18 protein-coding genes are annotated in these 25384 nt (G+C 71.9%); 9 read left to right on the top strand and 9 right to left on the bottom strand.

The features are described from left to right. Positions 1-10: 10 nt before the first annotated feature. The 4 genes from iolD to iolC all read right to left on the bottom strand — a co-directional run bounded on the left by iolD (position 11) and on the right by iolC (position 4752). Positions 11-1891: a 3D-(3,5/4)-trihydroxycyclohexane-1,2-dione acylhydrolase (decyclizing) gene (gene iolD, locus A6P39_RS26695; protein ID WP_067057613.1), complete on the bottom strand. Its 1881-nt coding sequence runs from the start codon at positions 1889-1891 to the stop codon at positions 11-13. Next, entirely contained in the window at positions 1888-2712 is an 825-nt protein-coding gene (gene iolB / locus A6P39_RS26690) for a 5-deoxy-glucuronate isomerase (protein ID WP_067057616.1), read from the bottom strand. Before iolB ends, iolD begins: the two co-directional genes overlap by 4 nt. Positions 2713-2719: 7 nt before the next feature. Further along, a complete protein-coding gene (locus tag A6P39_RS26685) occupies positions 2720-3598 on the bottom strand; it encodes a Cgl0159 family (beta/alpha)8-fold protein (protein ID WP_067057641.1) in 879 nt (292 codons plus the stop codon). 203 nt (positions 3599-3801) lie between these two features. Beyond that, positions 3802-4752, bottom strand: coding sequence for a 5-dehydro-2-deoxygluconokinase (gene iolC / locus A6P39_RS26680; protein WP_067057620.1), 951 nt, complete (start codon positions 4750-4752; stop codon positions 3802-3804). A gap of 244 nt (positions 4753-4996) precedes the next feature. Here iolC and A6P39_RS26675 point away from each other — a divergent pair, with 244 nt between their 5' ends. Further along, complete coding sequence (locus tag A6P39_RS26675; RefSeq protein ID WP_234379340.1) at positions 4997-5299, top strand: helix-turn-helix transcriptional regulator; 303 nt, start codon at positions 4997-4999, stop codon at positions 5297-5299. Positions 5300-5494: 195 nt separating this feature from the next. Here the strand turns inward: A6P39_RS26675 and A6P39_RS26665 are convergent, their stop codons facing one another. Next, positions 5495-6538, bottom strand: a complete 1044-nt coding sequence (locus A6P39_RS26665; protein ID WP_067057623.1) for a zinc-dependent alcohol dehydrogenase family protein — start codon at positions 6536-6538, stop codon at positions 5495-5497. A gap of 30 nt (positions 6539-6568) precedes the next feature. Continuing rightward, entirely contained in the window at positions 6569-8815 is a 2247-nt protein-coding gene (locus A6P39_RS26660) for an MMPL family transporter (RefSeq protein WP_067057626.1), read from the bottom strand. A gap of 162 nt (positions 8816-8977) precedes the next feature. Here A6P39_RS26660 and A6P39_RS26655 point away from each other — a divergent pair, with 162 nt between their 5' ends. The 4 genes from A6P39_RS26655 (at position 8978) to A6P39_RS26640 (ending at position 13408) form a co-directional block, all read left to right on the top strand. After that, positions 8978-9622: a TetR family transcriptional regulator gene (locus A6P39_RS26655; protein WP_234379341.1), complete on the top strand. Its 645-nt coding sequence runs from the start codon at positions 8978-8980 to the stop codon at positions 9620-9622. A gap of 86 nt (positions 9623-9708) precedes the next feature. Beyond that, positions 9709-10659, top strand: a complete 951-nt coding sequence (locus A6P39_RS26650; RefSeq protein ID WP_067057629.1) for a PrsW family intramembrane metalloprotease — start codon at positions 9709-9711, stop codon at positions 10657-10659. A gap of 92 nt (positions 10660-10751) precedes the next feature. Then, entirely contained in the window at positions 10752-10991 is a 240-nt protein-coding gene (locus tag A6P39_RS26645) for a heavy-metal-associated domain-containing protein (protein WP_067057632.1), read from the top strand. A gap of 137 nt (positions 10992-11128) precedes the next feature. Continuing rightward, positions 11129-13408, top strand: a complete 2280-nt coding sequence (locus A6P39_RS26640) for a heavy metal translocating P-type ATPase (protein WP_275883909.1) — start codon at positions 11129-11131, stop codon at positions 13406-13408. 674 nt (positions 13409-14082) lie between these two features. Here the strand turns inward: A6P39_RS26640 and A6P39_RS26635 are convergent. The 3 genes from A6P39_RS26635 to A6P39_RS26625 form a co-directional block, all read right to left on the bottom strand. Further along, on the bottom strand, positions 14083-15372 hold the full coding sequence (locus A6P39_RS26635; RefSeq protein ID WP_067052187.1) for a citrate synthase: 1290 nt from the start codon (positions 15370-15372) through the stop codon (positions 14083-14085). Between the two features lie 230 nt (positions 15373-15602). Next, a complete protein-coding gene (recD2, locus tag A6P39_RS26630) occupies positions 15603-17855 on the bottom strand; it encodes an SF1B family DNA helicase RecD2 (protein WP_199840932.1) in 2253 nt (750 codons plus the stop codon). Between the two features lie 100 nt (positions 17856-17955). Continuing rightward, on the bottom strand, positions 17956-18858 hold the full coding sequence (locus tag A6P39_RS26625) for a helix-turn-helix domain-containing protein (RefSeq protein ID WP_067052189.1): 903 nt from the start codon (positions 18856-18858) through the stop codon (positions 17956-17958). A 209-nt stretch (positions 18859-19067) separates the two neighbouring features. Between A6P39_RS26625 and A6P39_RS26620 the strand changes: the two genes are divergently transcribed. The 4 genes from A6P39_RS26620 to A6P39_RS26605 all read left to right on the top strand — a co-directional run bounded on the left by A6P39_RS26620 (position 19068) and on the right by A6P39_RS26605 (position 25360). After that, positions 19068-20615 carry an MFS transporter gene (locus A6P39_RS26620; RefSeq protein ID WP_234379125.1) on the top strand — a complete coding sequence of 516 codons (1548 nt, stop codon included), beginning with the start codon at positions 19068-19070 and terminating at the stop codon, positions 20613-20615. 242 nt (positions 20616-20857) lie between these two features. Continuing rightward, entirely contained in the window at positions 20858-21901 is a 1044-nt protein-coding gene (locus A6P39_RS26615; protein ID WP_067052193.1) for a LacI family DNA-binding transcriptional regulator, read from the top strand. Further along, positions 21898-23418, top strand: coding sequence for a sugar ABC transporter ATP-binding protein (locus A6P39_RS26610; RefSeq protein WP_067052195.1), 1521 nt, complete (start codon positions 21898-21900; stop codon positions 23416-23418). Before A6P39_RS26615 ends, A6P39_RS26610 begins: the two co-directional genes overlap by 4 nt. Continuing rightward, on the top strand, positions 23408-25360 hold the full coding sequence (locus A6P39_RS26605; RefSeq protein WP_067052197.1) for an ABC transporter permease/substrate-binding protein: 1953 nt from the start codon (positions 23408-23410) through the stop codon (positions 25358-25360). Before A6P39_RS26610 ends, A6P39_RS26605 begins: the two co-directional genes overlap by 11 nt. Positions 25361-25384: the final 24 nt, after the last annotated feature.

Below are 25384 nucleotides of genomic sequence, written 5' to 3'. Positions count from 1 at the left end.
GAAACTCCTTTTACAGATGGCGGCGTCGGGTCGAGACGTGCCGGTCGTACAGCTCACGGGCCTTGACCGCCGACGGTCGGGTCGCGGTCTCGGCCACAGGAACATCCCACCAGGCCTGCGCCGGAGGCGCGCCCGACACAGTGTCGGACGTTTCGGTCTCGACGTAGACACATGTGGGAGTGTCGGCGGCCCGCGCCTCGGCGAGCGCCGCGCGCAACTCCTCCACGGTCTTCGCGCGCAGCACCCGCATCCCGAGACTGGCCGCGTTGGCGGCGAGGTCGACGGGCAGCGGGGCGCCCGTGTACGTGCCCTCCTCGGTCGGGAAGCGGTAGGCGGTGCCGAACCGCTCACCGCCCACCGTCTCCGACAGCCCGCCGATGGAGGCGTACCCGTGGTTCTGCAGCAGCAGGATCTTGATCGCTATGCCCTCCTGCACGGCCGTCACGATCTCCGTCGGCATCATCAGATACGTGCCGTCGCCGACCAGCGCCCACACGTTCCGCTCCGGCGCGGCGAGCTTCACGCCGATCGCGGCCGGGATCTCGTAGCCCATGCAGGAGTAGCCGTACTCGAGGTGGTACTGGTCGCGCGAGCGGGCCCGCCACAGCTTGTGCAGATCGCCGGGGAGCGAGCCGGCCGCGTTGATGATGATGTCGGACTCGTCCACCAGGGCGTCCAGCGCCCCGATGACCTGCGGCTGGGTCGGGCGCACGTCGATCTCGTCGGCCTCGAAGCAGGCGTCGACGCGCTGCTCCCAGCGCTCCTTGTCCTCGCTGTACTCGGTGACGTACGCGTCCGCGGCCCTGTGCTCGTGCAGCCCCAGCGCCTCGGACAGCTCGGCAAGGCCGCTGCGGGCGTCCGCGACGAGCGGCAGCCCGGACAGTTTGTGGCCGTCGAAGGGCGCGATGTTGAGGTTCAGGAAGCGGACGTCCGGGTGTGCGAAGAGGGTGCCGGAGGCGGTGGTGAAGTCGGTGTACCGGGTGCCGACGCCGATCACCAGGTCGGCGGTGCGCGCCAGTTCGTCGGCGGTGGCGGTGCCCGTGTGACCGACCCCGCCCACGTCCTGCGGGTGGTCGTGGCGCAGGGAGCCCTTGCCGGCCTGGGTGGAGGCGACCGGGATCCGGGTGGCCGACGCGAACTCCGCGAGGGCCTCCTCGGCGCGGCTGTGGTGGACGCCGCCGCCCGCGATGACCAGGGGCCGCTTCGCCGCACGGATCACCCGGACCGCCCCGGCCAGCTCGACGGGGTCCGCGCCCGGCCGGCGTACGGTCCACACCCGCTCGGCGAAGAACTCCTCCGGCCAGTCGAAGGCCTCCGCCTGCACGTCCTGCGGCAGGGCGAGAGTGACCGCGCCGGTGTCCACCGGGTCGGTGAGCACCCGCATGGCCTGGAGCGCGGAGGGGATCAGGGCTTCCGGGCGGGTGACGCGGTCGAAGTACTTCGACACCGGGCGCAGGCTGTCGTTGACCGAGACGTCGCCCGCGTACGGCACCTCCAGCTGCTGCAGGACCGGGTCGGCGGGGCGGGTGGCGAAGACGTCACCGGGCAGGAGCAGGACCGGCAGGTGGTTGACGGTCGCGAGGGCGGCGCCGGTGACCAGGTTGGTGGCGCCGGGGCCGATCGACGTCGTCACCGCGTGCGTGGACAGCCGGTTCGACTGGCGGGCGTAGCCGACCGCCGCGTGCACCATGGACTGCTCGTTGCGGCCCTGGTGGTACGGCATCACCTCGGCGTACTCGATCAGGGCCTGGCCGAGCCCGGCGACGTTTCCGTGCCCGAAGATGCCCCAGGTGGCGCCGATCAGCCGGCGCCGCTCGCCGTCGCGCTCGGTGTACTGGGCGGCGAGGAAGCGGACCAGCGCCTGGGCGACGGTCAGCCGGGTCGTGGTCATCGGTAGCCCCCTGTGCTCTCTACGTGATCCGGGTGGAAGCAGATCCGCCACTCCCGGGCCTCGCCCGGGCCGGCCATGACGTTCAGGTAGTACATGTCATGCCCGGGCTGGGCGATGGACGGGCCGTGCCAGCCGTCGGGGACCAGGACGGCGTCGCCGGAACGGACCTCGGCGAGGACGTCGGTGCCGCCCTCACGTGAGGGGAATACGCGCTGGTAGCCGAGACCGTTCGGGCCGTCGATCTCGAAGTAGTAGATCTCCTCCAGCTCGGACTCCTCGCCCGGCCGGTGCTCGTCGTGCTTGTGCGGCGGGTACGAGGACCAGTTGCCGCCGGGGGTGATCACCTCGACGGCGATCAGCTTGTCGCAGTGGAAGGAGTCGGCGGAGGCGAAGTTGCGCACCGTGCGGGCGCACGTGCCGCTGCCGCGCTGCTCGACGGGGACCTCCGGCGCGGGGCCGTAGCGGGCGGGGAGTCGTCGCTCGCACTTCGCTCCTGCCAGGGCGAAGCGGCCTCCCGCGCCGGAGGCGATCTGGACCCGGGCGTCCCGGGGAACATACGCGAAGTCGGAAGCCTTCGCGAACACGCTTTCCCGGCCCAGGAGTTGAATCTCGTTTTCCTCAATTTGTACGGTACATCCGCCTTCCAGCGGAAGCACGATCCACTCACTGTCCCCGGTGGTGAACGTATGCGTGCCACGGGGCGTCAACTCGACCACCCGCAGGCTGCTGTGCGTCCAGCCGGCCGTTTTGGGACCGATGTCGACGGCGTACCGGGCGTTCGCGGTCGCGCCCTTGGGCAGATGCAGATCGGTGCTGGTCATGCGGCCCTCACAGCAGTCCTACGGCGGTGTCCACGGCGGCGGCCACATCGCCGTCCGCCGGGTACAGCAGCGAGCGGCCGACCACCAGGCCGCGCACGGTGGGGAGTTGGAGCGCGCCCTGCCACTTCTCGTACGCGGCGACCTGGTCCTCGGGCGAGTCGCCGATGTCGCCGCCGAGGAGGACGGCGGGCAGGGTGGAGGTCTGCATCACCCGCGCCATGTCGTCGGGATTCTCGGTGACGGGCACCTTCAGCCAGGTGTAGGCGGAGGAGCCGCCGAGGCCGGAGGCGATGGCGATGGACCGGGTGACCGCCTCGGCGGACAGGTCGTTCCGCAGCTTCCCCTCCGGCGTACGGCGGCTGATGAACGGCTCCACGAACACGGGCAGCCGGCGCGCGGCCATCTCGTCGACGGCCCGGGCCGCGGACTCCAGGGTGGTCAGCGAGCCGGGGTCGTCGTAGTCGATGCGCAACAGCAGCTTGCCGGCGTCGAAGCCGAGGCGCTGGATGTCCTCGGGGCGGTGACCGGTGAAGCGGTCGTCGAGTTCGAAGCTGGCGCCCTGCAGCCCGCCCCGGTTCATCGAGCCCATGACCACCTTGTGGTCGAGGGCGCCGAGCAGCAGCAGGTCGTCCAGGATGTCGGCGGTGGCGAGGACGCCGTCCACGCCGGGGCGGCTCAGCGCCAGGCAGAGGCGTTCGAGCAGGTCGGCGCGGTTGGCCATGGCGAGCCTGCGGTCGCCGACACCGAGCGCGCCGCGGGCCGGGTGGTCGGCGGCGACGATCATCAGCCGGCCGCCCTCGTTCAGCAGCGGCCTGCGGGCCCTGCGGGCGGCGGCCTCGGCGACGGCCTCGGGGTGGTGGGTGCGGATGCGGACGAGTTCGGCCACGTCGACCCGCGGGCGCGACGAGCCTGCGGCGCCCTCCCTGAGGGCGGGCTCGATGCCGTCGGGGGCGGTGGCTGCGGCAGCCTCGCGGGAGGTGGCCGCGGTGCTGTCGTGGCCGGTGCCGCGTTCGGTGCGGGTGCCCGTCACGGCCTGCTGCCCGGCGGCGTCCCCGCCGTGGGTGTGGGTGCCCGTGACCCGGCCGGCCCTCACAGCACCGCTCCGGCCTCGAGCGCGGCGGCCACCTCGTCCGGGGTGGGCATCGCGGAGGAGCACTCCAGGCGGGAGGCGACGATGGCGCCGGCCGCGTTGGCGTGCCGCATGATCGTCTCCAGGTCCCAGCCGGCGAGGAGTCCGTGGCAGAGGGAGCCGCCGAAGGCGTCACCGGCGCCGAGTCCGTTGAGGACGTCGACGGGGAGGGGCGGGACCTCCGCCGACTCGCCCGAGGCGCTGACCGCGAGGACGCCCTTGGATCCCTGCTTGACGACGGCGATCTCGACCCCGGCCGCAAGGAGCGCGCGGGCGGCCGCGTGCGGCTCGCGCACGCCCGTCGCGACCTCCACCTCGTCCAGATTGCCGACGGCGACCGTCGTGTGCCTCAGGGCCTCGGCGTAGAAGGGGCGGGCCTCGTCGGGGTGGCTCCAGAACATCGGGCGCCAGTCGAGATCGAAGACCGTCGTACTGGACCTGGCCCGGTGGGCGAGGGACGCGAGGGTCGCCGTGCGGCTCGGCTCCTCGCTCAGGCCGGTGCCGGTGACCCAGAAGATCCGGGCGGCGCGGATGGCGTCGAGGTCCAGGTCGTGGGCGTCGATCTCCAAGTCGGGCGCCTTGGGCTGCCGGTAGAAGTAGAGCGGGAAGTCGTCCGGCGGGAAGACCTCGCAGAAGGTGACCGGGGTCGGCAGGTGCGGGACCGGGGTGACCCAGCGGTCGTCGACGCCGAACTCGCGCAGCGCCTCGTGCAGATAGGCGCCGAACGGGTCGTCGCCGGTGCGGGTGATCACGGCCGTGTGCCGGCCGAGCCGCGCCGCGGCGACCGCGACGTTCGTCGCCGAACCGCCGAGGAACTTGCCGAAGGACGACACCTGGGCGAGCGGCACACCGGTCTGCAGCGGGTAGAGGTCCACTCCGATCCGCCCCATGGTGATCAGGTCGTACGCCATCGGCTTCCCTTCGTCACGGCTCTCCCCGGCTTTCTAGCCGCGCAAGCCCGACCCTGTCAATGTTTTGTCCAGACATACGGACCAGCTTTTGACAGCGCTTTCTGGCGTCACTCGCTCGCTCGGGGTGCAGCAGAAGACACTTTGCTGCAGCTCTGTCACAAAGGCACCTCGTGTGTCACATGTGTCGCATGTACGCGGGTTGTGCGTCACACCCCGCCTACGGGCGCTGCCCCTCGGTCACCCTGTGTCGTTCACCGGGCGCAGGCTGGTGATCGCCAGCGCGGCGCCCGGCTCCCCCGACGGCCTTCCCGGCCGCCGCCGCGGCGTGCGCAGGGAGGTGCAACTCATGACCGACCGCAGGCTCTGGTCCTACAAAGAGATCGCGGCGCACATCAAGGTGCAGCCGGACACCGTACGGTCCTATCGCAAGCACGGGCTGCTGCCCGCACCCGACCATGTGGAGGGCGGCAAGCCCTACTGGTACGCCGACACGGTCCGCGCCTGGGTCGCCTCCCGGCCTGGCAACCGCGGCCGCAGGCCCGACTGACCCGGCACCGGAAAAGGTCTCCTGTGCCCCACCGCCCGTGTGCGGGGCACAGGAGATTCCCTTCCGGCCCGGCGGGTCCACGTGAGGAGGCCGGGTTCGTGGCGGAGGGCGTACGGCGGGAGGCCGCCCCGCGGGGCGGCGCCTGGGCGGACGAGGCGGTGGTGATGGCGGCCGTGGACCGCGAGTGGGCCGCGCTCAGCTCCACGGCTCGATGACCGTCACGCCCGCCCCCGGCGCCGTGCCCATCGCCGCCAGGGCCTGCGGGGCCGCCGCGAGCGGGACGGTGCGCGTCACCAGCAGGTCCGGGCGCAGCACCCCGGACCCGACCAGCTCCAGCATCTGGGGATAGGCGTGCGCGGCCATGCCATGGCTGCCCAGCAGCTCCAGCTCCAGGGCTATGGCGCGGGCCAGCGGGACCGGGGTGGTGCCGTCGGCGGAGGGCAGCAGGCCGACCTGGATGTGCCGGCCGCGGCGGCGCAGGCCGTTCACGGAGGCCGCGCAGGTGGCGGGGGAGCCGAGGGCGTCGAGAGAGAGATGGGCTCCGCCGCCGGTCAGCTCGCGGATCGCCGCCGCCGTGTCCGGCGTGCGGGACGCGTCCACGCACTGCGCCGCCCCGAACCTGCGCGCCAGGGCCAGCGCCTCGGGCGAGACGTCCACGGCCACGACCCGCGCCCCGCAGGCCGCCGCGATCATCACGGCCGACAGCCCCACCCCGCCGCAGCCGTGCACCGCGACCCACTCCCCCGCCGCCACCCGGCCCTGCTGCACCACCGCGCGGAAGGCGGTGGCGAAGCGGCAGCCGAGGGCGGCGGCGGTGGCGCCGGCCATGGCGTCCGGGATCGCGACCAGGTTGACGTCGGCGTGGTCGAGCGCCACGTACTCGGCGAAGGAGCCCCAGTGGTGGAAGCCCGGCTGGGTCTGGCGCTCGCACACCTGCTGGTCGCCCGCCGCGCAGGCCGGGCAGGTGCCGCAGGCGCAGACGAACGGCACGGTGACCCGGTCGCCGGGCCGCCAGCGCAGGACCCTGGGGCCCACCGCCTCGACGACACCGGCCAGTTCGTGCCCGGGCACATGCGGCAGCTCGACGTCGGGGTCGTGGCCCATCCAGCCGTGCCAGTCGCTGCGGCACAGGCCGGTGGCCTCGACGCGGACGACCACTCCGTGAAGGGCCGGGTGGGGATCGGGCAGCTCACGTACCTCGGCGGGGGCGGCGTATCGGTCGAAGACGACGGCTCGCATGCGCGCTCCTTTCGGGAACCTGCGCGAAGACTAGAGGGTCAGCGAGCCCCCGGATCGCGTGGCCAGTTCCGGTTCGCCGTGGCCGGTCGCGCCGTTGCCCGCGGCCCCGCGGGGCGCCGGAGCCTCGCCCTCGCCGAGTCCGAACCGGTCGTGCAGGCGGCGCAGGGGCGCCGGTGCCCACCAGGTCGCCCTGCCCGTCAGCCGCATGATCGCCGGGACCAGGAGGCTGCGGACCACCATCGCGTCCATCAGGACCGCCAGGGCGATGCCCAGGCCGAGCATCTTGGTGTTGGTCACCCGGGAGGTGCCGATGGCGACCATCACCACGGCGAGGATGACCGCCGCCGCGGTGATCAGCCCGCCGGTGCGCTGGAGTCCGTGCCGTACGGCCGCTTCGTGGTCGCCCGTGCGGTCGTACTCCTCCTTGATGCGTGAGAGCAGGAACACGCCGTAGTCCATGGAGAGCCCGAAGGCCACGCAGAACATCAGCACGGGCAGGGTGGTCTCGATGGAGCCGGGGCTGGTGAAGCCGAGCGGGCCGGAGAGATGGCCGTCCTGGAAGACCCAGACCACGGCGCCGAACATCGCCGTCAGGCTGAGCGCGTTCAGGACCACCGCCTGGATCGGTATCAGCACGCTGCCGGTCAGCAGGAAGACCAGGAGCAGGGTGACGACGGCGATGAACGCGGCCGCCCAGGGCAGGCGCCCGGCTATCGCGTGCTTGGTGTCGACGAGGACGGCGGCCGTGCCGGTCACCTTGGTGCCGAAGGGGGCGTGCAGCGCGCGCAGATCGCCGGTCAGGCGCTGGGCGGCGCCGTCCACGGCCTCGCCGCCCGGCTGCACCGTGAAGTAGGCGGCGTCGCCCTTGACCAGCGGGCCGTCGACGCGGACCACATCGGGCAGGGCGGCCACCCGCTGTTTGTAGGCGGCGTACTGGGCGGCGGTGGCCCTGCCCTCGGCGAGGATCTCCAGGCCGCCTCCGGGGCTGCCCGGGAAGTCCTCGCGGATGTGCTGCTGGACCACGTGGGACTCGGCGGTGGAGGGCAGCTGGCGGTCGTCGGCGGTGCCGAACTTCACGCCCAGGAAGGGCAGTCCGAGAGTCACCAGCAGGACGGTGGTGCCGAGGGCGAAGAGCGGGGCGCGGCGCATCACCAGGCCGGCCGTCCGTGCCCAGGCCGTCCCGTCGGCGGGCCCCGGGGTGCGGCCGCGCCGGAACAGGCGGCGCAGATCCAGGGAGTTGACCCGGTGACCGAGCAGGACCAGGGCCGCCGGGAGCAGGATCAGGGCGGCGGCCGCGGCGAGCAGGACCACCGCGATGCCCGCGTAGGCGAAGGAGCGCAGGAAGTACTGCGGGAAGACCATCATGGCGGCCAGGGACACGGCGACGGTCAAGGCGGAGAAGAGCACCGTGCGCCCGGCCGTGCGCAGTGTCGCACCGACCGCGGTCAACGGGGCGGCGCCCGTGGACAGTTCCTCCCGGTAGCGGCGGACGATGAACAGGGCGTAGTCGATGGCCAGGCCGAGGCCCAGGGCCGTGGTGAGGTTGAGCGCGAAGACGGAGACGTCGGTGAAGGTCGTCAGGCCGCGCAGGACGGCGTTGGTGCCGAGGATGGCGACGATGCCGATGCCCAGCGGCAGCAGGGCGGCGATCGCGCTGCCGAAGACCATCACCAGCAGCACGAGCGTGATCGGCAGGGCGATCAGTTCGGCGCGGGTCAGGTCCTCCTTGATGATGGTCTGCATCTCGTGCCGCACCGCGACGATGCCGCCGATCCTGACCTGCACCCGGCCGTGTGTGCCCCGGTAGTGGGGGGCTATCCGGTCCAGGGTCTTGGCCATGGTGTTCTCGTCGCCGGTGACGCGGGCGGCGATCAGCGCCTCGTGGCCGTCCTCGGCGCGCAGGGCCGGGGCCGCCGACGCATCGGCCTGCCAGTAGGAGCCGACACCCGTCACACCCTTCTCCGCCGCGAGCCGGCTCGTCAGGTCGCGGGCCTCGGCGGCGACCGCCGGATCGTCGACCGAGGCGCGGCCCGCGTCGACCAGGAGGAGCAGGTTCGGCTGGGAGGCCGGGAACTCGCGCTCCAGGGCCTTGGTCGCGTACGAGGACTCGGCGGCCGGGTCCTCCCAGCCGCCGCTGCCGAGGTGGTCCGCGACCCCGCTGCCGGCCACCACGGCAAGCGCGGTGAGCACCAGGGCCACCAGCAGCGACAGGCGGGGGCGGGCGGTCACGAAGCGGGTCCAGCCGCCGGGCCGGGGTGGGCTGTTGACTTCGGTCATCGTGCGGTGTCCCCTTCACCGTGACTCATGTCCGTGCAGGCAGGCAGCATGAGTGGGTCATTGCCAATAGACTGGCGAACACGAGAGATCGCTCGCGTTTCATCAAGAATGCGAGCGGTCACTCGCGTTTGTCAATCGCGTTCGGAGATCTGGGGATCACGCGTGTCGGACAACCCGCAGACACAGAAGGAGCAGCCGCGCCGCCGGCAGGCCCGGGGGGAGCGCCGTATCGCCCAGCTGCTCGAGGCGGCCGCCCAGGTCTTCTGCACCACGGGCTACACCGCGGCCAGCACCAACGCCATCGCCCGCGAGGCCGGTGTCTCGCCGGGCACGCTCTACCAGTTCTTCCCGAACAAGGAGGCGATCGCGATCGAGCTGGGCGACCGGCTCGTCCACGAGATGCGGGAGACCTACGGCGAGGCGCTGGCCCCCGTCGACCCGGCTACCCCCCTCGAGCAGGCCGTCGGCGCCGCCGTCGACCGGTTCATCGCCTTCAACACCGAGCACCCGGTCTTCTTCGCGCTGATGCACGGCCCCGACCTGCCCGGCGGGATCGCCGACGCGCACGACCAGCTGCACACCACGCTGATCGGCCGCGTCGAAGGCCTGCTCGCCTCCCTCATGCCCGAGGCCGCCACGGCCGACGTCACCCGCACGGCGCACGTCTGCCTCGGCATCTACAAGGCCGGCCTGGAGCTGGTCCTCACCCACGAGGGTGCCGAACGCACCGCCTATGTCCAGGAGATCAAGGACGTCCTGGTCCGCTACCTGGAACCACTCGTGGGAGACCGGCCCGGCCGCGGGTGATCCCGGGGAGCCGCCCGGACTGCGGCACCCGGCACATCTGCCTACAGTGCGGATAAATCGCCCAGCAGCCGCCCGAGGGGTCCCCCGTGAGTCACTCCCCGCCGCCCGGCGCACCCAAGGCCCGCATCCCCGGCCCGCAGCAGCCCCCGCCGCCGTACCCGCACATCCGCGCGGGCCTGTGGCGGAACTGTCTGGGCGGCGGGCTCGCCCTGTGGGTGCTGACGGCGTGGGTGACGTACGAGACGCGCAACAGCGCGCTGCTGCCGACGCTGATCCTGCTCGGCAGCTTTCTGGCGCCGGTGGTCTTCGTGCTGTGGGCGTACGAGCGGCACGGCCGGGACCTGGGCGTCAGTGCCGTCCTCGGCTGCTTCCTGACCGGCGGCGCGCTCGGCGTGCTCGGCGCCTCGCCGGCGCAGTCGTACCTGCTGCGCCCCTCCCTCGGGATGTTCACCGGCATCGGAGCGACCGAGGAGGCCGCCAAGCTGGCCGCGCTCGTGTTCGTGCTGCGCGGCCGGCCGGGCATCCGCGGGACGCGCGCCGGACTCGTGCTCGGCGCGGCCGTCGGCTTCGGCTTCGCGGCACTGGAGAGCGCCGGGTACGCCTTCGACGCGGCCGTCACCACCGAGGGCGTCGATCTGCGCGCGCTGCTCGAGACGGAGATGCTGCGCGGGGTGCTCGCCCCCCTCGGGCACGGCCTGTGGACCGCGATCGCCGGCGGCGTCCTGCTGTCCCGGCGCAGGCTGAACGGGCACTTCCGCATCACGGCGCCGGTGGCCGGCACCTGCCTGGGCGTCTGCCTGCTGCACGCCTCGTGGGACGCCACGCGCGGCATCGCGACGTGGGTGACGGCCCGGCTGACCGGCGCCGGCCTGGACGGGCCGCTGTTCACGCAGGCGTATCCCGCCCGGCCGAGTGCCGCGCAGGAGCACCTGTTCACACTGTTCTCGGTCGGCGGACTCGCCCTGGTGGCCCTGGGCGGGATCGGCTGGGTCCGGTCGCTGGCGCGCCGGGACCCCTCTTGGAGAAATACCCCCTAGGGGTATAGTGTGAGGAACGTGGGAATCCTCCGCGGCCCCAGCGGACCTCGCGGACCCCACCGGCCCCATACGCCTCGACGAGGAGTAACGACATGACCGCCCACACCGACACCCCGGGTTCCGTCACCACCGTCTACAAGGTGACCGGCATGAGCTGTGGCCACTGCGAGGGGGCCGTCTCCGGCGAGGTCTCCCAGATCCCCGGCGTCAGCTCGGTGAAGGCCGTCGCGTCGACCGGCGAGGTGACCGTCGTCTCCGCGGCCCCGCTGGACGACGAGGCCGTGCGCGCCGCCGTGGACGAGGCCGGCTTCGAGCTGGCCGGCCGGGCCTGACCGGAGCTGCGGACACCCGTCCCACCAGCCGCGAGTCCGGTCCCGTACGGGACCGAAACCTTTCTTTCCCCGACCGGGCCGTACCGACCAGCTCATACTGGCTCCGTGCGGTCCGGTCCGATGTCTGGAGTCCGGACATGACCAGCACCACCGCAGCGAACACGGCCGCAACGGCCGGGCCCTCCTTCGAGGCCGAGCTGCTCATCGGCGGGATGACCTGCGCCTCCTGCGCCGCGCGGGTGGAGAAGAAGCTCAACCGGATGGACGGCGTGAGCGCCACCGTCAACTTCGCCACCGAGAAGGCGAAGATCTCCTTCGGCGAGGGCGTCCGGGTGGCCGACCTGATCGCCACCGTGGAGAAGACCGGCTACACCGCCGAGGAACCCGCACCGCCGCGGCCCGAGCCCGGGACGGCCGTCTCCGCCCCGGACTCCTTGGCGCAGGGCCCCTCCGCGCACGACCCCGAGTCGGCCGCCCTCCGGCAGCGGCTGCTGATCTCCGCGCTGCTCGCGCTGCCCGTCGTCCTGCTCGCGATGATCCCGGCGCTGCAGTTCGACAACTGGCAGTGGCTCTCGCTCACCCTCGCCGCGCCCGTCGTCGTCTGGGGCGGCCTGCCCTTCCACCGCGCCGCCTGGACCAACCTGAGGCACGGCGCCGCCACCATGGACACGCTCGTCTCGGTCGGCACGCTGGCCGCGTTCGGCTGGTCGCTGTGGGCGCTGTTCTTCGGCGACGCGGGCCTGCCCGGCATGCACGACGAGTTCCGCCTCACCGTCTCCCGCATGGACGGCGCCTCCACCATCTATCTGGAGGTCGCCTCCGGAGTCGTCACGCTGATCCTGCTCGGCCGCCATCTGGAGGCCCGCTCCAAGCGGCGCGCGGGTGCGGCCCTGCGGGCCCTGATGGAGCTGGGCGCCAAGGACGTGGCGGTGCTCCGGGAGGGCCGTGAGATACGCGTCCCCGTGTCCGCCCTGGCCGTCGGCGACCGGTTCGTCGTACGGCCCGGCGAGAAGATCGCCACCGACGGCACGGTGACCGAGGGTGTCTCCGCGGTGGACGCGTCCATGCTGACCGGCGAGTCGGTGCCGGTGGACGTGGGACCGGGTGACCGGGTCACCGGGGCCACGGTCAACGCGGGCGGGCGGCTGGTCGTCGAGGCCACGCGGGTCGGCGCCGACACCCAGCTCGCGCGGATGGCGAGGCTGGTGGAGGACGCGCAGAACGGCAAGGCCGGGGTGCAGCGGCTCGCCGACCGGGTCTCCGCCGTCTTCGTGCCCGTCGTCATCGGCATCGCGGCCGCCACGTTCGGCCTCTGGCTGGGCCTGACGGGGGACACGGCCGCCGCGTTCACGGCCGCCGTCGCCGTCCTGATCATCGCCTGCCCCTGCGCGCTGGGCCTCGCCACCCCGACCGCGCTGATGGTCGGCACCGGCCGCGGCGCCCAGCTCGGCATCCTCATCAAGGGCCCCGAGGTGCTGGAGTCCACGCGCCGCGTCGACACGGTCGTCCTCGACAAGACCGGCACGGTCACCACGGGCCGGATGACGCTCCAGGCGGTCCACGTCGCCGACGGCGAGGACGAGAAGGAGCTGCTGCGGCTCGCGGGCGCCCTGGAGCACGCCTCCGAACACCCCGTCGCCCGCGCCGTCGCGGCGGGCGCCCGGGAACGGGCCGGTCAGCTGCCGGAGGCCGAGCGCTTCGAGAACGTTCCCGGACGGGGCGTACGCGGGCACGTGGACGGCCACGAGGTGGCCGTGGGGCGCCTGTACGACGTCCTCCCGAAGGAGCTGGCCCGGGCGGTCCGCGAGGCCGAGGAGCAGGGCCGTACGGCCGTCGTGGCCGGCTGGGACGGGCGGGCCCGCGGGGTGTTCGCGGTCGCCGACGCGGTCAAGGAGACCAGCGCCGAGGCGGTACGGGAGCTGCGCGCGCTCGGGCTCACGCCGGTGCTGCTCACCGGGGACAACCGGACGGTCGCCGAGGCGGTCGCGCGGACGGTCGGCATCGACCCGGCGCAGGTGTACGCCGAGGTGCTGCCCGAGGACAAGGTGGACGTCGTACGACGGCTGCGGGACGAGGGGCGCACCGTGGCGATGGTCGGTGACGGCGTCAACGACGCGGCCGCGCTGGCCACCGCCGATCTGGGGCTCGCCATGGGCACCGGTACGGACGCGGCGATCGAGGCGGGCGACCTGACGCTGGTGCGCGGGGACCTGCGTGTGGCGGCGGACGCGATCCGGCTGTCCCGGCGGACGCTGGCCACCATCAGGGGCAACCTGGTGTGGGCCTTCGGCTACAACGTGGCCGCGCTGCCGCTGGCTGCCGCCGGGCTGCTCAATCCCATGATCGCGGGCGCGGCGATGGCCTTCTCCTCGGTGTTCGTCGTGACCAACAGCCTGCGGCTGCGCCGCTTCCGCTGAAGTCCCCGGGGGTTACCGGCGGTTCGGGTCGGTCGAAGTAAGAGACCCTCTAGAGTCCGACGCGCACACCACATAAGCTCTTCACAAGGCTCGCGCATCATCCTTACGCTTGGGCTCCGATCGTCGTATCGGGGCTCTTGCGCACCTAAAGGACATATGCAAGAGACGCAGATCACAGTGATGCGAACGTAACCATCGAAGGGGTTCGAAGGTCTAAGTTGGCGATGTCGGTTCGGCGTCTTGGGGGGCGTCTGCCGGCATCTGAGGATGTCTTGGGGGACCTCCTCAGAGATGCGTTGCCGGGGCACGTACACCGGGGAGCTTTGAGCGGCCCTCCCAGCGTGCGTTGTCCCGGCAGATCGCACCGTGTCACTGGAGTGGGGCGAGTTTTGCTCGTTCTGCTCGAAGACAGCGATTCAGGCGCTGTCCTCTCCGAGCGCCCGGCCGGATCCCGTGGGGGGAATCCGCACCGGGACATGGGAAGGCGCCCTGGCCGTCGGCCCGTGGGGGGACCGGCGACAGGGCGCCTTCTGCTCTTTCCGCCGCGTACTGCTGCTCGCCACCGCTTCAGGGCCCGCCCGGCACGGGCAGGCCCTGTCGCTCGACAGCCGGCGGGGCACCGCGAAAAGCGGCGACGGGGGCACCGGGGAAGAAGCGCCCCCCACCGGCAGGTGTCAGCGTGCCTCGACCGGGACGAAGTCGCGCTCGACCACGCCCGTGTAAATCTGGCGCGGGCGGCCGATGCGGGAGCCCGGCTCCTTGATCATTTCGGTCCACTGGGCGATCCAGCCCGGCAGGCGGCCGAGGGCGAACAGGACCGTGAACATCTCGGTCGGGAAGCCCATGGCGCGGTAGATCAGACCGGTGTAGAAGTCGACGTTCGGGTAGAGCTTGCGCTCCACGAAGTAGTCGTCGGAGAGGGCGTGCTCCTCCAGCTTCAGGGCGATGTCGAGGAGCTCGTCCTCCTTGCCCAGCGCGGAGAGCACGTCGTGCGCGGCGGCCTTGATGATCTTGGCGCGCGGGTCGAAGTTCTTGTAGACCCGGTGGCCGAAGCCCATCAGGCGGACGCCGTCCTCCTTGTCCTTCACCTTGCGGATGAAGGTGTCGACGCCGGATCCGGAGTCGCGGATGCCCTCGAGCATCTCCAGCACGGACTGGTTGGCACCGCCGTGCAGCGGGCCCCACAGCGCACTGATGCCGGCCGAGATCGACGCGAACATGTTGGCCTGCGAGGAGCCGACCAGGCGGACCGTCGAGGTCGAGCAGTTCTGCTCGTGGTCGGCGTGCAGGATCAGCAGCTTGTCGAGCGCGGCGACGACGACCGGGTCGAGGTCGTACTCCTGCGCGGGGACCGAGAAGGTCATGCGCAGGAAGTTCTCGACGTAGTTGAGGTCGTTGCGCGGGTAGACGAACGGGTGGCCGATCGACTTCTTGTAGGCGTACGCCGCGATCGTCGGAAGCTTCGCGAGCAGCCGGATCGTGGAGAGGTTGCGCTGCTTCTCGTCGAACGGGTTGTGGCTGTCCTGGTAGAAGGTGGACAGCGCCGAGACGACCGACGACAGCATGGCCATCGGGTGGGCGTCGCGCGGGAAGCCCTTGTAGAAGTTCTTGACATCCTCGTGCAGCAGCGTGTGCCGCGTGATGTCGTTCTGGAACGTCGTCAGCTCGTCGACGGTGGGCAGCTCGCCGTTGATCAGCAGGTACGCCACTTCGAGGAAGGTGGAGCGCTCGGCCAGCTGCTCGATGGGGTAGCCGCGGTAGCGGAGGATGCCCGCCTCTCCGTCGAGGTAGGTGACGGCGGATTTATAGGCGGCCGTGTTGCCGTATCCGCTGTCCAGAGTCACCAGACCGGTCTGGGCGCGGAGCTTCCCGATGTCGAAGCCCTTGTCGCCGACGGTGCTGTCGACCACCGGGTAGGTGTACTCGCCGTCGCCGTACCGCAGTACTACAGAGTTGTCGCTCACGTCTTCCCTCACCGACGTAGTGCCTCATCTTCGAGGTGCCCTGACTGTCTCTACCATCCCCCATTTGGCTCAGGAGAGTGCACTCGGGGTCGACCATTGGGCCCATTGGCGGCACTCAGTGCCGCCAACTTGCCCATCCTGCCCCCTCCGAACGGCATCTGGAAGTGCTCTGTGACCTTCACGACTCATTTGATCGATCATTTTTTGCGATGCCCGCCCGCACTGGTCCCTTACCCGTCCGAACCGGTGACGCCTGCCCGTCCTGCGGGTGACGCCAGCCTGAAGTCGAGGGCCGTGCACCGCCGTCCCGCCGACACCGTGCGCACCGCCTGTCCGAGCGCCTTGCGCGACCCGACGAGGACGACCAGCCGTTTGGCCCGGGTGACCGCCGTGTAGAGGAGGTTCCGCTGGAGCATCATCCATGCCCCGGTCGTGACGGGAATCACCACAGCGGGATATTCACTCCCCTGCGAGCGGTGAATGGTCACCGCGTACGCATGGGCCAGTTCGTCCAGTTCGTCGAATTCGTACGGAACCTCCTCGTCCTCGTCCGTCAGCACCGTGAGCCGCTGTTCGACCGGATCGAGCGAGGTGACGACGCCCACGGTGCCGTTGAAGACGCCGTTCGTCCCTTTCTCGTAATTGTTGCGAATCTGGGTGACCTTGTCGCCGACACGGAAGACCCGGCCGCCGAACCGCTTCTCGGGCAGATCGGGCCGGCCGGGCGTGATGGCCTGCTGGAGCAGCCCGTTGAGGACCCCGGCCCCGGCGGGCCCCCGGTGCATCGGCGCGAGCACCTGCACATCCCGGCGCGGATCCAGCCCGAACCTGGCCGGAATCCGCCGCGCCGCCACGTCCACGGTGAGCCGCCCGGCCTCCTCGGTGTCGTCCTCGACGAAGAGGAAGAAGTCCTTCATCCCGTCGGTCAGCGGATGCTGCCCGGCGTTGATGCGGTGCGCGTTGGTGACGACACCGGACTGCTGGGCCTGCCGGAAGACACGCGTGAGCCGGACGGCGGGCACGGGGCTGCCGTCGGCGAGCAGGTCGCGCAGCACCTCGCCGGCGCCGACGCTGGGCAGCTGGTCGACGTCCCCGACGAAGAGGAGGTGGGCGCCCGGCGGCACGGCCTTCACGAGCTTGTTGGCGAGGAGGAGGTCCAGCATGGAGGCCTCGTCCACGACCACCAGGTCGGCGTCGAGCGGCCGGTCCCGGTCGTACGCCGCGTCCCCGCCGGGCTTCAGCTCCAGCAGCCGGTGCACGGTGGAGGCCTCGGCGCCGGTCAGCTCGGCCAGCCGCTTGGCGGCCCGCCCGGTCGGCGCGGCGAGCAGCACCTTGGCCTGCTTGGCGCGGGCCAGCTCCACGATCGAGCGGACCGTGAAGGACTTGCCGCAGCCGGGTCCGCCGGTGAGAACGGCGACCTTCTCGGTGAGCGCGAGACGTACGGCGGACTCCTGCTCGGGGGCGAGGTCGGCGCCGGTACGGGTCTTCAGCCAGCCGAGGGCCTTGGTCCAGTCGACGTCCCCGAAGGCGGGCATCCGGTCCTGCTCGGTGCGCAGGAGGCGGAGCAGCTGGGCGGAGAGGGACAGCTCGGCGCGGTGGAAGGGGACCAGGTAGACGGCGGTGACGGGTGCGTCCGTGTCGCCTTCCGGGCCGGGCACCTTCTCCCGTACGACGCCCGGGTCCTCGCCGTCCTCCGGCGGCTCGGCGAGTTCGGCCAGGCACTCGATGACAAGCCCCGTGTCGACCTGGAGCAGCTTGACCGCGTCGGCGATCAGCCGCTCCTCGGGCAGGAAGCAGTTGCCCTGGTCGGCGGACTGGGACAGGGCGTACTGCAGGCCGGCCTTCACCCGCTCCGGGCTGTCGTGCGGAATGCCGACGGACTGGGCGATCTTGTCGGCGGTCAGGAAGCCGATGCCCCAGACGTCGGCGGCGAGCCGGTAGGGGTGGTTCTTGACGACGGAGATCGACGCGTCGCCGTACTTCTTGTAGATCCGCACGGCGATGGAGGTGGACACCTCGACGGTCTGGAGGAAGAGCATGACCTCCTTGATCGCCTTCTGCTCCTCCCAGGCGTCGGCGATCTTCTTGGTCCGCTTGGGGCCGAGCCCCGGGACCTCGATCAGCCGCTTCGGCTCCTCCTCGATGATCCGCAGGGTGTCGAGCCCGAAGTGCTGGGTGATCCGGTCGGCGAAGACCGGTCCGATGCCTTTGACCAGCCCGGATCCCAGATAGCGCCGGATGCCCTGGACCGTGGCCGGCAGGACCGTCGTGTAGTTCTCGACGTGGAACTGCTTGCCGTACTGCGGATGCGAGCCCCACCGCCCCTCCATGCTCAGGGACTCCCCGACCTGGGCGCCGAGCAGTGCGCCGACGACCGTGAGGAGGTCGCCGGCGCCTCTGCCGGTGTCGACCCGGGCGACCGTGTAGCCGTTCTCCTCGTTGGCGTACGTGATGCGTTCCAGCACACCTTCGAGCACGGCCATCCGCCGCTCACCGCTCGTGGAGGTCCCCGCCTGTTGAGTCACGCCTTCGACGGTACCGGTGGGGTGTGACAGCGGGTTACCGATCCTCCTGAGACCGGGGTCAGTTCGCGGGGGCCAGGGCCGGGTGGGCCGTGGGGAGCGGCTGCGGGTGGGTGTCCGCCGGGTCCAGGCGGAGCATGGCCTGTTCGTCCGGGGTGCCGGGAGCTGCCTGGTAGACCACCATCCGCTGGCCGCCGGTGCGGGCCAGCCGCATGACCTCGTAGGTCAGTGTCATCCGGCCGGCCTTCGGGTGCCGGAAGACCTTCTGCCCGCCGCCGCGCTCGCAGACGTCGTACCGCTCCCACAGTCGTGCGAACTCGGGTGATTTCAGCAGCAGTTCGCCGACGAGCGCGGTCAGCTCCGGGTCGTCCGGGTCGGCGCCGGCGACCGCCCGCAGATGCGCTACCGACAGCGCGACCGTCTCCTCCCACGGCTCGTAGAGCGCCCGCCCGACCGGGTGGAGAAAGAGGTAGCGGGTCAGGTTGCGCTGCTGCTGCGGCCAGTCCCAGAGCCCGGGCAGCAGCCGACGGCCCGGCGGGTTCGCGGCCAGTACGAAGTTGTACCGGCTCACCACATAGGCCGGCAGCGGACGTACCGACTCCAGCATCCGCAGCACCGAGTCGCGGACGGTGTGGTCGGAGCAGGCCGGCAGCTCGGACATCCGGCCGGCGGCCAGCTCCGCCAGCTCGTGCAGGCGCTCGTAGGCGTCGCCGCGCAGGCGCAGGGCGCGGCCGAGGGCGTCCACGACGGCGGGCGAGGGGTTGGTCTCGCGGCCGCGCTCCAGGCGGATGTAGTAGTCCACGCTCACCCCGGCCAGCGCGGCCAGCTCCTCCCTGCGCAGTCCAGGGGTGCGGCGCAGGCCCGCGCCGGCCGGGAGGCCGACGTCCTCCGGTCGCACCTGCGCCCTGCGGGCCTTCAGGTATCTGCCGAGTTCGGTGCCCCGCGTGTCCGTCGCTGCTGCCATTCGGCCCATTCTGGCAGGCGCGCGCGGCTTGTGGGGGGCCGTGTCAGGGCCTGGAACGCCACACCCCGGGTACAGCGCGGTCTGCCGCGCGGTCATGGACGGGCGCAGAGTTGACCCCGGAGCGGGCGGCCCGACCGCCGGGGCCCAGGGGGTGCGAGACACCGGGCCGCGGCCCCCGCGGACTGCGGCCGCCCGCCCGATCACCCCTGATGAACACCGTCAACCACGCCTGCCGCGCCCAGGAGGTCACTGTGCCGGGCACCTCTTCCCCGTCATCGTCCACTGTCCCCGCCCACGGACCGGGCCCCGGGGCGTCGTCGCCTCGAGGACCCCAAGGACTGCGGGGGCGACGGCCGGACCGGGCCCGGCCGGACGCGCCGCCCGCCGGCGCTCCGCCCGCCGGCGCTCCGGCCGTGCCCCGGCGGGCAGGCGTCGCCCTGGTCGCCTCGCTCCTCGGGTTCACGGTGATCACCATCGACGTGTCGGCCGTGAACATCGCGCTGCCGGCGATCCGGGACTCCCTCAGCGGCGGGATGTCCGGGCTGCAGTGGGTGGTGGACGCGTACACCCTGATGTTCGCGGCCCTGATGCTCTCCGCCGGCGCCATCGCCGACCGCGCGGGAGCCCGCCGCGCCTATGGCTGGGGCGTGGCCCTGTTCACCCTCGCCTCGCTCGGCTGCGCGCTCGCGCCGGGCATCGGCGTGCTGGTCGCCGCGCGCGTGGCGCAGGGCGGCGCCGCCGCCGTCGTCATGCCGGCCTCGCTGGCGCTGATCCGGCAGGCCTACGAGGACACCCGGGAGCGCGCCCGCGCCATCGCGCTGTGGACGGTCGGCGGCTCTGTGGCCATGGCCGCGGGCCCGGTACTGGGCGGCCTGCTCACCGAGTCGGCCGGCTGGCGGGCGGTCTTCCTGCTCAACCTCCCGGTGGGCGCGGTGATCCTCGGCCTGCTGGTCCGCGTGCCCCGCTCCCCGCGCCGGCCGGCCGCGCTGGACGGCGGCGGCCAGCTCGCCGCCGTACTGGCGCTGGCCGGGCTGGCGTTCGCGGTGGTCGAGGGCGGTCACCTGGGCTGGACCAGTCTCCCGGTGCTGATCGCCGCCGTGCTCGCCGTCGCCTCCGGGTTCGCGTTCTACGCGGTGGAGTCCCGGCACCGCCGGCCCATGGTCCCGCCGGCGATGCTGACCGACCGTCTGGTGGCGGTCCCGCTGGTCGTCGGATTCGCCGTCAACGCCGCCTTCTACGGCGGGATCTTCCTCCTCGGGCTGTACTACCAGCAGTTGCGGGGAATGTCGGGAACAGCGGCCGGGCTGATGTTCGTCCCGATGTCGGCGGTGGTGACGGCGACCAACCTGCTGTCACCGCGCCTGGCGGAGCGGTTCGGCCGGCGGCCGGTGATCGTCACCGGTCAGCTGGTCTTCGCCGTGGCCATGCTGGCCATGCTGCCGCTGGCCGTGCACACCCCGGTGTGGCTGGTGCTGCTCCTGCTGCTGCCGCTGAGCATCGGCGGGGCGCTCGCGGTGCCCGCACTGACCGCGCTGCTGATCGACGCCGTCCCGGGCGAGCGGGCGGGGACCGCGTCCGGGCTGCTCAACTCCCTGCGCCAGACCGGCGGCGCGCTCGCCGTCGCCCTCTTCGGCAGCCTGCTCTCCGGCCCCGGCGGCGGCTTCTCCCTCCCGGGCATGCGCCTCGGCCTCCTCTGCGTCGCCGCCCTCCTCCTCGCCACCACCGTGCTCGCCCGGCTTCTCCTGCCCCGCACCTGATCCCTGCCGGTCCGCCCAGCCGCCCCGCCCCCGCCTCTCGCAGTCCGGAAGCCCTCTTCCGCTGGAGCAGGCGGGGGCGGACGCGTCTCCCTCCCCGCCCCGCCGGTCACGATTAGATTTCGGTCAACCTTCAACCTCTTGCATCCGTTCATGTAATCGTTTCCAATCCTTTCTGCACAACGGCGTGGAAACGATTACACGGCCGTTCCGCCCAGAGGTCCCACGAGGAGGTGAGCCGGGCGATGGCGAGTATCAAGGATGTCGCCGCCGCGGCCGGAGTGTCCGTGGCCACGGTGTCGCGCGTCCTGAACGAGCACCCGTCGGTCAGTGCCGACGCACGCACGCGCGTGCTGGCGGCCGTCACGGAGCTGGGGTACCGGCCGAACGCCGTCGCGCGGTCCCTGCGCACCGACCAGACCCACACCCTCGGGCTCGTGATCAGCGACGTGCTGAACCCCTACTTCACCGAGCTGGCCCGTTCCGTCGAGGAGGAGGCCCGGGCGCTCGGGTACAGCGTGATCATCGGCAACGCCGACGAGCGGCCCGACTTGCAGGACCATCACGTACGGAACCTGCTCGACCGGCGGATCGACGGGCTGCTCGTGTCCCCCACCGACGGGGGGTCGCCGCTCATGCTCGATGCCGCCCGGGCCGGGACCCCCATGGTGTTCGTCGACCGGTGGATCCCCGGCGTGGACGTGCCCGTCGTACGGGCCGACGGGCGGGCCGCCGTACGGGATCTGGTCGCCCACCTGCACGCGCTCGGGCACCGCCGGCTCGCCATCATCGCCGGGCCCGCCGCCACCACGACCGGCAGCGAGCGGGTCGAGGCCTTCCGGGCCGCCCTGGCCGCACACGGGCTCTCGCTGCCCGACGCCTACATAGGCCAGGGCGACTTCCAGGCCGAGAGCGGGCGGCGGGTCACCGAGGGGTTCCTGGATCTGCCGGAACCGCCCGAGGTCGTCTTCGCCGCCGACAACCTCATGGCGCTCGGTGCCCTGGACGCCGTACGCGCGCGCGGGCTGCGCGTGCCGGACGACATCGCGCTGGCGGCGTTCGACGACATCCCGTGGTTCGTGCACACCGATCCGCCCGTCACCGCGATCGCCCAGCCGACCGGTGAGCTGGGGCGGGCGGCCGTACGAGCCCTGGTCGACCGCATCGAGGGCCGGACCCCCCGGTCCGTCACCCTGCCCGCCCGGCTCGTCGCACGCCGCTCGTGCGGCGAGCCACCCGCCCCATCCCCCCTGCAGTCCCCCTCCCCAGTGCAAAGGAGCACGTCGTGAGCAACCCGGACGAGTTGCTGCGCATCGAGGGCATACGCAAGACCTTCCCCGGCGTGGTCGCGCTCGACGGCGTCGACTTCGATCTGCGCCGGGGCGAGGTCCATGTGCTGCTCGGTGAGAACGGCGCCGGCAAGAGCACGCTCATCAAGATGCTCTCCGGCGCCCATACGCCCGATGACGGACGGATCCTGGCCGGCGGCCGGGAAGTGCGCATCCATGGTGCGCAGGACGCCGAACGGCTCGGAATCGCCACCATCTACCAGGAGTTCAACCTCGTTCCGGATCTGACCGTCGCCGAGAACATCTTCCTCGGCCGACAGCCGCGGCGCCTCGGGCTGATCGACCGGAAGAAGATGGAGGCCGACGCCGAGAGGCTCCTCGCGCGCGTGGGCGTCAACGTGTCTCCACGCGCGCGTGTGCGCGAACTCGGCATCGCCCGGCTGCAGATGGTCGAGATCGCCAAGGCGCTCAGCCTGGACGCGCGCGTGCTCATCATGGACGAGCCGACCGCGGTGCTCACCTCCGAGGAGGTGGAGAAGCTCTTCGCCATCGTGCGCTCGCTGCGCGAGGACGGCGTCGGGATCGTCTTCATCACCCATCACCTGGAGGAGATCGCCGCCCTCGGTGACCGGGTCACCGTCATCCGGGACGGCAGGAGCGTCGGGCAGGTGCCCGCCGCCACGTCCGAGGACGAACTCGTACGGCTCATGGTCGGACGGTCCATCGAGCAGCAGTACCCGCGGCAACGGCCGGACCGGGGAGCGGCGTTGCTGTCCGTCGAGGGGCTCACCCGGGACGGGGTCTTCCACGACGTGAGCTTCGAGGTGCACGCAGGTGAGGTGGTCGGGATCGCCGGGCTCGTCGGGGCCGGGCGGACCGAGGTCGTACGGGCCGTGTTCGGGGCCGATCCGTACGACGGCGGGGTCGTGAAGGTCTCCGGGAGCGAGCTGAAGCGGCATGACGTGAACGCCGCCATGGCCGCCGGCATCGGGCTCGTGCCCGAGGACCGCAAGGGTCAGGGGCTCGTGCTGGACGCCTCCGTCGAGGAGAACCTCGGCCTCGTGACCATGCGGGCCGCCACCCGGGCCGGGCTGGTCGACCGCAGGGCGCAGCATGCGGCCGCCGAGCGGATCGCCGGGCAGCTGGGCGTGCGGATGGCGGGCCTCGGGCAGCACGTGCGGACGCTGTCCGGCGGCAACCAGCAGAAGGTCGTCATCGGCAAGTGGCTGCTGGCCGACACCAAGGTGCTGATCCTGGACGAGCCGACGCGCGGGATCGACGTCGGCGCCAAGGTCGAGATCTACCAGCTGGTCAACGAGCTGACCGCCGCCGGCGCCGCCGTGCTCATGATCTCCAGCGACCTGCCGGAGGTCCTCGGCATGAGCGACCGGGTGCTGGTCATGGCCCAGGGCCGGATCGCCGGTGAACTCGCCGCCGGCGAGGCCACCCAGGACGCGGTGATGTCCCTCGCCGTCTCCACCCCCACCACCGAGAAGGAGGCCAGCCGTGGCCACTGACACGCTCAAGAGCCGGGCGGGCGCGAGCGGCGCCCCCGGCGGCCTGCGCCGGCTGCTCCTCGACAACGGCGCGCTCACCGCGCTGATCGCCTTGGTCATCGCCCTGTCGGCACTGTCCGGTGACTTCCTGACGACCGACAACCTGCTCAACATCGGTGTCCAGGCGGCCGTGACCGCGATCCTCGCCTTCGGTGTGACCTTCGTGATCGTCTCGGCGGGCATCGACCTGTCGGTCGGGTCCGTGGCCGCGCTGTCGGCGACCGTGCTGGCCTGGAGCGCCACACAGCACGGGGTGCCGGTGGCGCTCGCGGTGCTGCTCGGCCTCGCCACGGGTGTCGTGGCCGGCCTGGTGAACGGTTTCCTCATCGCCTACGGCAAGCTGCCGCCGTTCATCGCGACGCTGGCGATGCTGTCGGTGGGCCGTGGTCTGGCCCTGGTGATCTCGCAGGGCTCCCCCATCGCCTTCCCCGGCTCGGTCTCGCACCTCGGTGACACGCTCGGCGGCTGGCTGCCGGTGCCCGTGCTGGTGATGGTCGTGATGGGGCTGATCGCGGCCCTCGTGCTCGGCCGGACCTACATCGGCCGCTCGATGTACGCCATCGGCGGCAACGAGGAGGCCGCGCGGCTCTCCGGGCTGCGGGTGACGCGGCAGAAGCTCGCCATCTACGCGCTGTCCGGTGTGTTCGCGGCCGTCGCCGGCATCGTGCTGGCCTCCCGGCTGTCCTCGGCGCAACCGCAGGCCGCCGACGGCTACGAGCTGGACGCGATCGCCGCGGTCGTGATCGGCGGTGCCTCGCTCGCGGGCGGTACCGGCAAGGCGTCCGGCACGCTGATCGGCGCGCTGATCCTCGCGGTGCTCAGGAACGGCCTCAACCTCCTGTCGGTGTCGGCGTTCTGGCAGCAGGTCGTGATCGGTGTCGTCATCGCGCTGGCGGTGCTGCTGGACACCGTGCGCCGCAAGGCCGGAGCGACCCCGGTGACCACGGGCGGCGCGCCGGGCGGCAGGGGGAAGCAGACGGCGACGTACGCCCTCGCGGCCGTCGTCACCGTGGCGGTCGTCGGCGCGACCTCCTTCCTGCACACCGGTTCGTCGTCCTCGGCGAAGGCGCGCATGGGCCTGTCGCTGTCGACCCTCAACAACCCCTTCTTCGTGCAGATCCGGGCCGGTGCCCAGGCCGAGGCGAGGAAGCTGGGCGTGGACCTGACCGTCACCGACGCCCAGAACGACGCCTCTCAGCAGGCCAACCAGCTGCAGAACTTCACCAGTTCGAGCCTGGGCGCGATCATCGTCAACCCGGTGGACTCGGACGCGGCGAGCAACTCGGTCAAGGCCGCCGACAAGGCGAAGATCCCGGTGGTCGCCGTCGACCGGGGCGTCAACAAGGCCGGCGTGAACACCCTGGTGGCGTCCGACAACGTGGCCGGCGGAGAGCTGGCCGCGAAGACCATCGCCGAGAAGCTCGGCGGCAAGGGCAAGATCGTCATCCTCCAGGGCCAGGCGGGCACCTCGGCGGCCCGGGAGCGGGCGCAGGGCTTCGCGGACGGCCTGAAGGCCTACCCGGGCATCCAGGTACTGGCCCAGCAGCCCGCCGACTTCGACCGGACCAAGGGCCTCGACGTGATGTCGAACCTGCTCCAGGCCCACCCGGACGTGCAGGGCGTGATCGCCGCCAACGACGAGATGGCGCTCGGCGCGATCAAGGCGCTCGGCTCCAAGGCCGGCAGGTCCGTCCAGGTGGTCGGCTTCGACGGCACCCCGGACGGGCTGACGGCGGTCAAGGGCGGCACGCTGTACGCGTCGGTCGCCCAGCAGCCGACGCAGCTGGGAAGGATCGCCGTGGACAACGCGCTGAAGGCCGTGCAGGGCAAGAAGGTGGATCCGACGGTGAAGGTGCCGGTGAAGGTGGTCACGAAGGACAACGTGGCCGGATTCAGCGGCTGACGACGGGCGGTCCGGGCGGGCGGC

It is taken from the genome of Streptomyces sp. FXJ1.172 (assembly GCF_001636945.3).
Lineage (GTDB): Bacteria > Actinomycetota > Actinomycetes > Streptomycetales > Streptomycetaceae > Streptomyces.
Note: the sequence above shows the minus strand (reverse complement) of the source record. Positions and strands in the feature narration are given on the sequence as shown.